The organism is Finegoldia magna ATCC 53516 (assembly GCF_000159695.1).
Classification (GTDB): domain Bacteria; phylum Bacillota; class Clostridia; order Tissierellales; family Peptoniphilaceae; genus Finegoldia; species Finegoldia magna_F.
Window position 1 is genome coordinate 912094 of sequence record NZ_CM000955.1, and the last position, 12313, is coordinate 924406.

Genomic DNA, 12313 nt, shown 5'->3' on the forward strand with positions numbered 1-12313 from the left:
CGGAATACGGATGGAGGGGTTTTTTCATGCCAAAATATGCTAAAACTTAAAATAGAAAAATTGAAAAAACTCATGCACGAACAACTATCCTATGATATTCGTGCATGAGTGTTAAATATTTCTTATATCAGTATTTTTTTAATTAAACGAATTTATCACATCAAACATCGGAATGGTGATGGAAATTACTATAAATCCAACGATTATTGCCATGAATATTATGAGCATTGGCTCTAGTATGCTTATGAATGATTTGATTGCATATTCTACTTCCCCGTCGTAAAATTCAGACAATTTTTCGAAAATATCTCCCAATTCTCCCGTGTTTTCTGCAACTTTTAACATGGAGTTGAACACTTGCGGAGTGATTTTCCTTTTATTGAATGCTTCTTCAAGCGTATATTCTCCAGATTCTATTTCTCTGAAAATATCGGAAAGTTCTTGTTTGTAGTATTTGTTTTTCATGGATTTTTGAATTATAATAAGTCCGTCCAAAATCGTCATGGAGTTTTTGTGAGTTATGCTCAAACTTCTCGCAATTTCTGATGAGATTACGATTTTTCTTTGTTTTCCAAAAATTGATTTGGTCGTTTTGAATTTGTCCAGGTAATATCCAAATTTCGTCCTTCGATACGCAATGATAATCCCCGCTATTAGTAAAACTAAAATCATTAGAATTAATAATCCTTTTTCATTTATCGCAGTGGATACTGAAATTAAAATTCTTGTAGACAGCGGCAATACCATGTCAGAACTTTCGAACAAATCTACAAATGTAGGAATGACGTTTTTGAGCATAAATATCAGCATTACAATCCCAGTGACGGTCAAAATTATCGGATAAATCATCGCGTTTTGAACTTTTTTGTTGATATCGTAGGTTCTCTCGTAATATTTACTCAAATCGTAGACGACTTTATCTAGCCTTCCACTTTCTTCTCCGAGTTTAATCATTGAGGTAAAAAACATATCGAAGTTTTTGTCATTTGCGAAACTTTCCGACACACTCATGCCGTTGTTCAAATTCTCAGAAACTTTGTCCAAGCTTGGTTTAAGTTGTTTGAATTCTTTTTGTTCTTTAAGTAAATTAATTATTTCGATGATTGGAATCTTGGCGTTCAGAAGAATTGAAAATTGCCTCAAAAACAAAAACAGTTTTTTCTTCGAAACTTTGAAGTTTATTTCCTTTTTCAATATACTATCTTCTTTTAATAAACTGTCAATCTTCATTGTACAACCTCATCGCTTCGTCAAATGAAGTGTTTCCCTTAGCTACTTGAATTAACGCTTTTTTGAATAAACTGTCGATGTGATTTTCCTCGCTGTAGTTTTTCAAGGATTTTAAATTCATATCTTTTTTGATTAAATTTCTCAAATCATCGTCGATTTTTAATATTTGCATTACAGCCATTCTTCCGTCGTAACCGGAACTACATTCATCGCAGCTTCCTGGCTCATAAATTTCAGTTGGATTTAATCCGTTTGATCTGAAAACTTCCATTTGTGAAGGAGTTGGCGTGACTTTTTTCTTACAATGAGGGCACAATTTTCTGACCAATCTTTGCGCGATGACAACTTTGAGTGATGCTCTTATCATGTAATCTTCAATTCCCATATCCATCAGCCTGATAATCGATTGATAGCAGTCGTCTGTATGAATTGTTGAATAAACTTTGTGTCCTGTGATTGACGCTCTGATTGCAAGTTTCGCTGTTTCCAAATCTCTGATTTCACCGACCATTATTACGGATGGGTCTTGTCTAAGTACAAACTTCAATGTATTGTCAAATCTCAGCCCGATTTTTTCGTTAATTTGAATTTGATTTATTCCAAAAATATTGTACTCAACTGGATTTTCAATCGTGATAATATTTTTGTCGATTGTGTTTTCACTTTCTAGCATTGTGTAAAGCGTCGTAGTTTTGCCACTTCCTGTCGGCCCACAAATCAACACCATTCCATTTTCAAATTTCGTAAATCCTTCAATCATTCGTTGTTCATTTTCAGAAATCCCAAGATTTTGAATACCGATTTTAAAAGATTCTGGATTCAAAATTCTGATAACGCATTTTTGCCCATGAATTGTGTTGATAATACTAATTCTAAGATCAATCTTGGAATTTTCGTAAGTATATGTAATTCTTCCGTCTTGTGGAAGTCTCTTTTCTGCGATATCAAGCTCACTCATTATTTTAATTCTAGTAATTATCTTCGAATGCATACTCTTGTCTACAGTTTTGTATTCCACCAAACTCCCATTGATTCTGAATCTAATCCTGACATTTTCTTCGAATGGTTCGATGTGAATATCGCTGGAATTTTTCCTAATTGCATCATCAATTATAGAATTTACAAATAAAATATTATCGTTGATTTCCATTGTTGTCTCCTTGTATATATCTAATTTAATTATATCATTAAAATAATTAAATCTATCTACAAACAAAAAAATACCAACTGCATTGCAGTTGATATCTTTCATATTTACACCAATAATCTTCCACCTTGTGTGTACAAATTATAATAATATCCTTTTTGTTCCATTAATTCTTGGTGCGTTCCTCGTTCGATTATTCCCTCTTCAGTCAACACCAAAATCAAATCTGCGTTTTGAACTGTTGTAAGTCTGTGGGCGATTGTAAGTGAACTTCTTCCTTTTGCCAAGTTTTCCAACGATTCTTGCACGATAAATTCGCTCTTGTTATCAAGCGCTGATGTCGCTTCGTCTAATATCAAAATCGGTGGGTTTTTCAAGAAAACTCTCGCGATTGAAATTCTTTGTTTTTGACCACCTGATAACATTACTCCACGTTCTCCAACATAAGTGTCAAATCCATTTTCCAAGTTCATTATAAAATCGTACGCTCCCGCTGCTTTTGCTGCGTCTATTACTTCTTGTTCTGTCGCATCTGGTTTTCCGTACAAAATATTTTCTCTGACAGTTCCACTGAACAAATACACATCTTGTTGAACCATTCCGATATTAGAACGAAGTGATTGAAGTTTGATTTTGCGAACGTCAATTCCTTCCACCAAAATTTCTCCGTCTTCTACATCGTAAAACCTTGGAATCAAATTGCACAACGTCGTTTTTCCTCCACCAGAAGGTCCAACCAATGCAACTTTTTGTCCAGGATTTATCGTAAATGAAATATTGTTCAACACATTTTCGCTGTTATTATTGTATTTGAAGCTTACATCTTTGATTTCGATTTTGCCTTTGACATTTTTCAAATCCACAGCGTCTTCGTCGTCGAAAATTTCGATATCTTGATCCATGATTTCTGTAAATCTTTCAATACCAGTCATTCCACGTTGGAATTGTTCCGTAAATTCTACAATTCTTCTCACTGTTGTAAGTAGCGTTTGAACGTATAGGATGAACGCTACGATGTCCCCGCTACTCATCTTCCCTTCGACTAAGAAAAGTCCACCGAATAAAACCACGATAATGTACATTATTCCATCAAACGCCTTTGTTATCGTGTTAAATCCAGCCATAGATGCGTAAGTTTCTGATTTTATATCCAAGAATTTCTTGTTTCCTTTTTGGAATTTTTCGATTTCGACATCTTCATTCGCGAATGATTTTACAACTTTAACCCCTAGCAAACTGTCTTCGATGTCTGCATTCAACACTCCAATGTGGTGTTTTTGTTCTTTGAACCCTTTTCTCATTCTTCTGTTGTATTTGGATGCAAACACAATCATAAGTGGAATTGATAAGAACAAAATCACCGTCAACAACGCGTTCAATCTAACTAAAATTACAAATGAAACTATTATTTTGATAAGTCCAATGAAATATTCTTCTGGACAGTGATGCGAAAATTCTGTTATATCGAACAAATCCGATGTGATTCTAGCCATAATTTGTCCGACTTTTGTTTCGTTAAAATACGAATCGGAAAGTTTTTGCAAATGTTGGAACACATCGTATCTCATGTCCGTTTCAATCTTTGCTCCCATTATGTGACCAGTTTTTGTCATATAATATCCAGCTAACAAATCAATTATTTTGATTACTAAAAGCAAAGCCGCCATTCTGAAAATCATTTCTCGTGTCAAAGTGTATGTTCCAAGCCCTGCATTTGTTAGTCTTCTCAAAATCATCGGCAACACCATATCCGTAAGTGTCGTAAGTGCCGCGCAGAACAAATCAAACATCAAAATGAATTTGTATTTTTTAAAATAAGGCATAACTCTTTTTATCAGATTAAGATTTCTTTTCATATTTGTATCCTTTCTTTTAAAATTAACCAATAAAATAATTATAGCACATTAAATTATTTTACATAAGAAACAAACCGCCCAATTTAAAATCAATCTGATTTCAAACTTGGCGGCCGATTTATTTTGTGGATAATTTTTTCATTAATATTGTAATTGCAAAAAATCCTACCAATATTAAAATGTAAATAAAAATATTAAGTGTGAATAAGTTTTGCTTAACAGGTCCTGAAAAAATCGAAAAATATGAAAACAAAACAATTCCAATCGCTGATATAGCAATCAAAATGTATCTGAATTTACTGTCATGAAATCTCTTTTCTTTTCTGGAAATTATAATCGGAGTTGCAATTACAGCTGCAAACATCGTCAAATAAAGTATAACTGCAGACACTGAAATTTGTTTAAATTCCAATCCTAAGAAATTTCTGATTAGATTGGTAGCAAGTCCAACAGAAGTTATCAACAAAAAGTAATACACAAATTCTATTAATTTATTCGCTATACTCACATTAGAAAAATCTTCGATGTAGTTGTTCACCTTTCGAAGTTCTGATTTGTACAATTCTTCTGTAGGAAATGCACCTTTTTTTTGTAACTGCATCAAATCAATATTCAAAAGTTTCTCACATTCACTAAACGTCTTAAAATACAGGTTTCTTGTCTTCAAATTCATCATAATTCTTTGTTTTATATCTGAAAAATCTTCGTCCAATTTCATTCGTTTTCACCTCTCATATATAATACCATAAAAAAACTATAAATTATTCAATTGATATTCAAAAATTATTCACGATATTTTATCCCAAATTGTTGGTAAGTTTTTGTGGATAAATGTGGATAATGTGGATAACTTTGTGGATATCTTGAAATAAGCCAAATTTTTTCCACAAATTATCGTCAAATTTTGTGGAAAAAATTTGTATAACTTATTTGAAATGTATATTCGATAAATTTATTTAACACTCAGTTAATAAATATAATCGAACTTTCAAAATACTTACATTAAAATTCAATTCATTTTCAATGTATTACTTTTCCTAAAGTATATCGTCGCAGCCTGTTATGCTATAATTATCTTAATATATAAATGAAGGAGAGTTATATGAAATATTTCGATTACGATTCATTTAAAGACTTTACATTTATTTCAAAGTTAAAAGCTTTAAAAAATTCAGACGATATTTTCTGTGTTACGACCACAGCTAATATAAAAGATAACAAATACGATTCAAATATTCACAAAATCGGAGACAATAAAAACTTCACGAGTTCCGACAAAGACTCTTCATTTTTTGAATTGAGTGATGGAGATTTATTGATTGTTAGAAATTCTGAAAAAGAAGAAGATTCTGACACGACGTCTTTTTACAGACTTCCTGTTAATGGTGGAGAAGCTGTAAAAGAGTTCGACATCGATTTAAAAAACTGTGAAATTATTTTCGAATTGGAAGATTCTTTTATCCTAAAATACGAATTCGATAGACATCATGAGATGAATAAAATCACAGAAGAAGAAAAAAACGAAGATGTCGAAGTTTTGACAGAACTTCCCTATTTTGAAAATGCAGTTGGATTTACCGACAAAAAAAGAACTAGACTTGCAAGATATTTTCCAAGCATCGACAAAATGGATATTCTGACAGACGAATTTTCAAATATTTCATCTGTCGACATCAATGATGACAAATCAAAACTTGTTTTCGCGAGAAATTCTTACGAAAATGTTATGAAAATCGAAGATGATTTAGTTGAATACGATTTGAAATCCGGAAAAGAGTCCGTGATTTTACAAGGTTTCATGATAATGTCTGTGAAATATTTCAACGACGATATCGTAATTCTCGCTACAGATGGAAAAGAACACGGACTGAACCAAGACTGTGAAATCTACAAAGTTGCAGGCAACAAAGCGATTAAACTAAACAAAGATCACTATTGTTTGTATAATTCTATCGGTTGTGATTTGAAATATTCTTCAGGTAGTCAAATCGAAAAGACTGACGACTACATGTATTTTGTGATTTTGGATGGATATGGCAGTGCGATTTTGAGAATGGATAAGAATCACAACTTCGATAAGATTTTCTCCACGAACAATTCTATCAATATGATTTCTGTGAAAAACGATGATGTGTACTACGTTTTGATATCTGAAAATCACGGACAAGAAGTTTACAAATTAAATGGAGAACAACTAACTCATTTGAATAATGACGAATATCATATAAGCAAAAAAGACAAGTTTACGTTTGAAAATGATGGTAATTCATTCACAGGCTGGGTAATTTACCCAAAAGATTACGATAAAAATAAAAAATATCCAGGCGTTTTGTCCGTACACGGCGGTCCAAAAACTGTTTTCGGTGAAGTATTGTTCCATGAAATGGAATTACTGTCTTCTAAAGGATACTTCGTTTTCTATACAAATCCACGTGGAAGTGACGGATATGGAAATGAATTTATGGATATAAGAGGAAAATACGGAGATGTAGATTATTCAGATTTGATGAAATTCACAGATATTGTTATGGACAAATACCCTATCGACAAACTTGGCTACACCGGAGGATCTTACGGAGGATTCATGGCAAATTGGATGATGACTCACACTAACAGATTCGATTGTTTTGTAAGTCAACGCTCGATTTCAAATTGGATTTCTTTCAGTTTGATTTCGGATATTGGATATTATTTTGGAACGGATCAAAACCACACTGAAACAGTGTTAGATGATTATGATAAATTGTGGGACAAATCTCCGCTAAAATACGCAAAAAATGCACACACTCCAACTCTTTTTATTCATTCCACAAAAGATTACAGATGTCCGGTGTCTGAAGGAATGCAAATGTTTCAAGCTTTGAAACTTAACAACACACAAACAAGGTTTGTGATGTTTTACGGAGAAAACCACGAACTTTCACGTTCTGGAAAACCTAAAAACAGAATCAGAAGATTAAAAGAAATCTGCGATTGGTTTGATGAATATTTGAGGTAGATGATGAAAAAACAGAAAAAAGAAAAAAAGAATTTGTTCTTCAAAAAATTATTGCAATCAATAAAAGAAGACCAAATCCCATTATTAAGCGCACAGACAACCTATCATTTTATAATGAGCTTGGTGCCATTTCTAATAGTTTTATTGAATATTGTATTGATGGTTGCTGCTAGTAAACTTGATTTGATTTTCAAATGGATGGAAGTAATTCCCTCTGAAACGAGAAATATACTAATGACATTAATCAACACGATTATAAGTAACAGATCCTCATCTGTACTTTCCATCTCTTTGTTGGTGGCGTTGTGGTCTAGTTCTAAAGCTTTGAAATCTTTAATCAAAGCTATGAACAAAGCATTTGATGTGAGAAGCGAAAACGGATTTTTGAAAACACAACTCAAAAGCATTCTGTTCACCGTGGTACTACTTTTATTGTTGATGGTGACATTGGTATTTATCGCATTTGGTGGTTTGATTTTAAATCTAATTGAGCAATATATGAAAATACGAATACCTTACTTCGCACAATTTTTCAGATATTTAATCCCTATCGTATCCATGATTTTTGGATTCACATTACTATACAAATTCGCACCAGATTTCGATTCTACAAGAAGTATCAAATGGAAATCCGCAATGCTAGGAGGAACTATCGCAACCATCGGATGGCTTTTAATTACATTGTTGTATTCGTTCTACGTTTCCAACATTTCGAATATGTCCTTGACCTACGGTCCATTGGTAGGCGTATTCGCACTTTTTGTGTGGATTAACTTATCTTCACAAATAATCTTGATTTCAGCAGAAATAACCGCAAACTACGACCAAGTTAAAAGAGGCGTTATTTATTCGACTTAGAATTAACTGAAATAAGTAGAGTATAAGCTTTGACAATAATAAATTGAAACAAACCAAAAACATCGTAAACAAGCGAATCATTAGGAAAAAATTATTCTAAATTCAAGCGAAATGAAATGTTAAAAAATCGCACTGTCTGAGCGTCAGCGAGGCTTTCGATTTCAGTTTCATGAGCGATGAATTTTTCAATTTTTGTAGACAGATGAGCGGTTTACGAGTTTTTGTGTTTTATTGTACCTTTAAAATCTTGATGTCAAGCAATATGTAAATATATGAAATAAAAATAGACAAACCGATACGGTTAGAATATCATACGGAGAAAATAAGTATAAATTCAAGCGAAGTGAATCGTAAAAAAATTGTGCTGTCTGAGCCGAAGGCGAGTTCACAATTTTAGATTCACAAGCTTAGAATTTATTTATTTGCGTAGTCTAGATATTCGTTCATATCGGTTTGTCTATTTTCGTATATCTTGAAGCTACCTTTAGCAATATTTGTAGACAGATGAGTGGTTTACGATTTTTTGTGTTTTATTGTCTCTGTAAAACATAGATGGCTTGCACTTCATTGTTTCAATGAAATGTGCCAATAATAATTTTCTAATTCAATATAAAAGCCAAATACAACCTGATAAAATCTTCTACATTTCTAGGGTCAAGTCCTGTAATATCCCTGAGTTTATTCAGCCTGTACTGAACGGTGTTTTTGTGTACGAACAAATCCTCCGCACATTTTGTTATGCTTTGATTATTTGTCGCATAAATTTTTATCAAATCTTTGTAAATATTGTAATCTTCGTCGGAAATATCTTTCAACACGACTTCTTTAAATTTTTTGATTCTATCTTTTTTGATACTTCCAAGCAAAATTCCCAAATCCAACGTGGAATAATCCACAACGCAGTCTTTTCTTTGCAAATTATCCAACCAATCCAATGCAACCATGCAATTATCGTAATTTTTCTTAAATTGGTTAATCATTTTGAATGAACCGCTAATTCCAAAATACACCCTACTATCTATGGCATCGTGAATTTGGTTTCTAATTTTATCAAGTTTTTTCTTTATGATAATCTTGTCTACGTTATTGGCAAGAATTACAATTTCTCCATAAAACACGCTGTAGACGAAATTATTAGACAAATTGTTTTCCAAGATTTTATAAATTTGATCGGAATCTTTCAACAAAAATCTGCTTTCGGAATTTTTGCCGACTATTACGTATTTTTCGTCTTCACTTTCCAAATATCTATACAATCCGTAATCGTCCAACTCATTTATCAAACTCTCAAACAAATACTTGTTCATGTCCTTTTTCTTGAGTTTGTTTTTCTCAACGAGTTGTTCTTTGACTAGTATTTCGGTCATTTTTTTGATGATGTTACCGTATTTCATAACTTCGTCTTTGTTTCCAGTAATTCCGATAACGGCTATGATTTCTCCGTCGATTGTAACTGGGATATTAATGCCCTTTTTTGCTCCGACATATTCTTTCTCATTATCGACAAAAATCGTTTTGTTTTGCTTTACGCATTCCTTCGCAGCTTCGTGATAAGTGCCAATTCTATTTGAATTTGTAGAATAAATAATATATCCTTCTTGGTCGAAAAAGTTCAAATCGTAATCAATTACATCTTTTAATTTTTCAACTATCATTTTTGCAGTGTGATCAGAAATTCTCATTTGTTCTCCATAATAATAAATTTATTTGTTCATTTAACATTATTATTACATAAAACATACATTTGTGCAATCGTTTGTTATAAAATTGAGGTAGGAGGTTGTTATGAATATATTAGTATTGATAGACTCTTTTAAAGGCAGTTTGAGTTCTTTGGAAGCAGGAGAAATCATCAAAAAAGCTTGTGAACAAGATCCTTCAAACAAGGTGATAGTAAAACCTGTTGCTGATGGTGGAGAAGGAACTATTGATTCATTAAAGGATATTAAAAACGCTAAAATAGTTGAAGTCGATGTACATAATCCTTTGATGGAACATCACACAGCTAGATATTTAATCGTTGATGATAAACTTGCAATTATGGAAATGAGTGAATCCAGCGGACTTACGCTTATAAAGGACAATTTGGATCCAATGAATGCTACGACATTTGGAGTTGGAGATATGATAAAGGACGCTTTGGATAAAAATATCAGAGAATTTATCATTGGAATCGGCGGATCTGCAACTACAGATGGTGGCATGGGAATGCTTCGAAGTTTGGGAGCACGATTTTTTGACGAAGACGGAATCGAAATCTCAAACGGTCCAATCGGAATTATCGATTTGGAAACAATTGATTTGGATAATTTCGATGCAAGACTTAAAGAATGTACATTCCAAATAGCTTGTGATGTGGACAATCCATTGTGTGGAGAACGCGGTTCGGCAAGGGTATTTGCCCCACAAAAAGGTGCAAGTCCAAAACAAGTTGAAGAATTGGATAAACTTCTTGGCAAATATCACGAAGTTACAAAAAAAGTTATTCCAGATGCAAATGATACGATTGAAGGAGCAGGTGCTGCTGGTGGTTTAGGTTACGCTTTAAAAAATTATTTGAATGCAGAATTGAAACCAGGGATTGAAATCATTCTAGAAATGCTTGGCGCAGATGAGTTAATCAAAAATTCCGATTTGATTATCACCGGTGAAGGCAAGATGGATTTCCAAACATCTATGGGAAAAACTCCAGTAGGAATTGCTAATGCAGCGAAAAAATACAATAAAAAAGTCATCGCTTTTTGTGGCGTTTGCGATAACGATGCAGTCTCAGTTAACGATAGAGGAATCGATGCATTCTTCCCTATTTTAAATAAATGTATGAGCACAAATGAAGCTATGGACAAAAAAGTTTCAGAAGAAAACTTGTACAGAAGTGTTGACCAAGTAATGAAATTAATAAATTTATGGAGGTAGTATGGACAACGTAACATTTTCAACGATTGGAGCATTGATCGGCTTAGCGTTATCAATTTTTCTAATCATTAAAAACTTCCACGCAACTTACGCACTTATCATAGGCGCTTTGGTTGGTGGACTTATCGGTGGAGGCGGACTTGTGGGAACAGTATCTGCCATGGTAAAAGGTTCTGAATCAATGATGAGTTCAGTTCTAAGAATTATGACAAGTGGTATTTTGGCGGGCTGTTTGGTTAAAACGGGCGCCGCAGAAAAAATCGCCGACACGATTATCAAAAAATTAGGCGAACAAAAAGCTTTGATTGCTATCGCGATTTCTACGATGATTATCTGTGCTGTCGGAGTTTTCATAGACATTTCAGTTATCACTTGTGCGCCAATCGCACTTGCTGTTGGTAAGAAATCAAATCTTTCCAAATCAAGCATTTTATTGGCTATGATTGGTGGAGGAAAAGCGGGTAATGTAATCAGCCCTAACCCAAACACTATTGCAACTGCTGAAGGCTTCAAATTAAATCTTACATCTTTGATGTATGTGAATATCATTCCAGCAATTTGTGCATTAATCGTTACGATTATTATCGCAATGGCTTTGGCAAAAAGAAAAACTGATGTCATAGATTCAAGTGATTTGGAATCTTCTGAAAGAACAAACTTGCCAAGTTTCTTCGCATCAATTATAGGGCCTGTTACTGTAATTGTTTTATTGGCACTTAGACCAATCGCGAAAATCACAATCGACCCGTTGATTGCACTTCCATTGGGAGGATTCGTGTGCTTATTGGCTACAAAAGAAACTAAGAACACCAAAGAATATGTCAACTACGGTTTCTCAAAAATAATCGGCGTTTGCGCGCTTTTAATCGGTACGGGAACAATCGCAGGAATTATCAAAAATTCAACACTACAAACAGATATGATTAATTTGATTACTGCATTTAATTTACCAGCATTCATTCTTGCTCCAGTAGCAGGTATTTTAATGGGTGGTGCAACAGCAAGTACAACTGCAGGAAGTACAATAGCTTCACAAACATTCGCCAAATCATTGATCGATGCAAATGTAACTGCACTAAATGCTGGTGCTATGGTTCATGCAGGTGCGACAGTTATCGACTCACTTCCTCACGGATCATTCTTCCACGCAACTGGTGGATCTGTCAAAATGTCTATCGCTGACAGATTAAAAATCATTCCTTACGAAGCAGCCGTAGGTTTGACGACTACAATCGCATCAGTACTAGTATATTTAATTACAAAATAATTTTTCTCAAAAGTAAAGGCTATGAGCACACAACTCATAGC

The 12313-nt window shown here is 33.5% G+C and carries 9 protein-coding genes; 4 read left to right on the top strand and 5 right to left on the bottom strand.

What is annotated here, in order from left to right:
* Nucleotides 1–138: 138 nt before the first annotated feature.
* The 4 genes from HMPREF0391_RS04255 to HMPREF0391_RS04270 all read right to left on the bottom strand — a co-directional run bounded on the left by HMPREF0391_RS04255 (nt 139) and on the right by HMPREF0391_RS04270 (nt 4951).
* Nucleotides 139–1230 (bottom strand): type II secretion system F family protein, encoded by a 1092-nt coding sequence (locus HMPREF0391_RS04255; RefSeq protein ID WP_002835663.1) that lies wholly within the window; start codon nt 1228–1230, stop codon nt 139–141.
* On the bottom strand, nt 1220–2482 hold the full coding sequence (locus HMPREF0391_RS04260) for a GspE/PulE family protein (RefSeq protein WP_002835664.1): 1263 nt from the start codon (nt 2480–2482) through the stop codon (nt 1220–1222). The genes HMPREF0391_RS04255 and HMPREF0391_RS04260 overlap by 11 nt, the downstream gene beginning before the upstream one ends.
* Before the next feature lie 2 nt (nt 2483–2484).
* Nucleotides 2485–4233 carry an ABC transporter ATP-binding protein gene (locus tag HMPREF0391_RS04265; RefSeq protein ID WP_002835666.1) on the bottom strand — a complete coding sequence of 583 codons (1749 nt, stop codon included), beginning with the start codon at nt 4231–4233 and terminating at the stop codon, nt 2485–2487.
* Nucleotides 4234–4351: 118 nt separating this feature from the next.
* Entirely contained in the window at nt 4352–4951 is a 600-nt protein-coding gene (locus tag HMPREF0391_RS04270; RefSeq protein ID WP_002835667.1) for a hypothetical protein, read from the bottom strand.
* Between the two features lie 384 nt (nt 4952–5335).
* Here HMPREF0391_RS04270 and HMPREF0391_RS04275 point away from each other — a divergent pair, with 384 nt between their 5' ends.
* Nucleotides 5336–7231: an alpha/beta hydrolase family protein gene (locus tag HMPREF0391_RS04275; protein ID WP_035109297.1), complete on the top strand. Its 1896-nt coding sequence runs from the start codon at nt 5336–5338 to the stop codon at nt 7229–7231.
* Nucleotides 7232–7234: 3 nt separating this feature from the next.
* On the top strand, nt 7235–8089 hold the full coding sequence (locus tag HMPREF0391_RS04280) for a YihY/virulence factor BrkB family protein (RefSeq protein ID WP_035109298.1): 855 nt from the start codon (nt 7235–7237) through the stop codon (nt 8087–8089).
* Nucleotides 8090–8688: 599 nt separating this feature from the next.
* Here the strand turns inward: HMPREF0391_RS04280 and HMPREF0391_RS04285 are convergent.
* On the bottom strand, nt 8689–9771 hold the full coding sequence (locus HMPREF0391_RS04285) for a CdaR family transcriptional regulator (RefSeq protein ID WP_002835670.1): 1083 nt from the start codon (nt 9769–9771) through the stop codon (nt 8689–8691).
* Nucleotides 9772–9874: 103 nt separating this feature from the next.
* Here HMPREF0391_RS04285 and HMPREF0391_RS04290 point away from each other — a divergent pair, with 103 nt between their 5' ends.
* Both HMPREF0391_RS04290 and HMPREF0391_RS04295 read left to right on the top strand, forming a co-directional pair.
* On the top strand, nt 9875–11005 hold the full coding sequence (locus HMPREF0391_RS04290; protein ID WP_002835671.1) for a glycerate kinase: 1131 nt from the start codon (nt 9875–9877) through the stop codon (nt 11003–11005).
* 1 nt (nt 11006) lies between these two features.
* Nucleotides 11007–12272 carry a GntP family permease gene (locus tag HMPREF0391_RS04295; protein WP_002835672.1) on the top strand — a complete coding sequence of 422 codons (1266 nt, stop codon included), beginning with the start codon at nt 11007–11009 and terminating at the stop codon, nt 12270–12272.
* Nucleotides 12273–12313 lie beyond the last annotated feature (41 nt).